Raw genomic sequence first — 528 nt, 5'->3', positions numbered from 1 at the left:
GATGGATCTGACATACACATTCCGACAAACAAAAACGATTTGGATTCCTTATATGAATTTAAAGACTCTAGGAAACCTTATAATCTTTTGCATTTAAATGCACTATATGATCTTAATCAACATACCTATGAGGATGCTATTGTATTGAAAAGTAAACTTTCCAATGAATGTAGAGCATTAACAGATATGGTAGACAGATCTACTATTAAAACTCCAGCACTTATCCTTGCTGATCGAGGGTATGAATCTTATAACAATATGGCACACATTCAAGAAAAAGGATGGAAATTCTTAATAAGGATTAAAGATTTTCATGATCATGCATCGGGCATTTTACATGGACTTGAACTTCCATCTGTTAATGAATTTGATGTTGATATTGATTTAAACCTTACTAGAAAACAAACTAACGAAGTAAAAGAATTGCTGAAAGATAAAAATTATTACAGGCGAATAGGGAAAAATACTATATTTGACTATCTCCCAGAGAAAAATAGAAAAAGTGATTCTACAATAATGTACAGACTA

The 528-nt window shown here is 30.9% G+C and carries 1 protein-coding gene; it reads left to right on the top strand.

The window, feature by feature from the left end; translation table 11 throughout:
- Nucleotides 1-12: 12 nt before the first annotated feature.
- Nucleotides 13-528 (top strand): transposase (locus tag JHL18_RS11230; RefSeq protein WP_338025465.1); only part of this gene is annotated, 516 nt, incomplete at its 3' end.

The organism is Clostridium yunnanense (genome assembly GCF_016595795.1).
Taxonomy (GTDB): domain Bacteria; phylum Bacillota; class Clostridia; order Clostridiales; family Clostridiaceae; genus Clostridium_AR; species Clostridium_AR yunnanense.
Note: the sequence above shows the minus strand (reverse complement) of the source record. Positions and strands in the feature narration are given on the sequence as shown.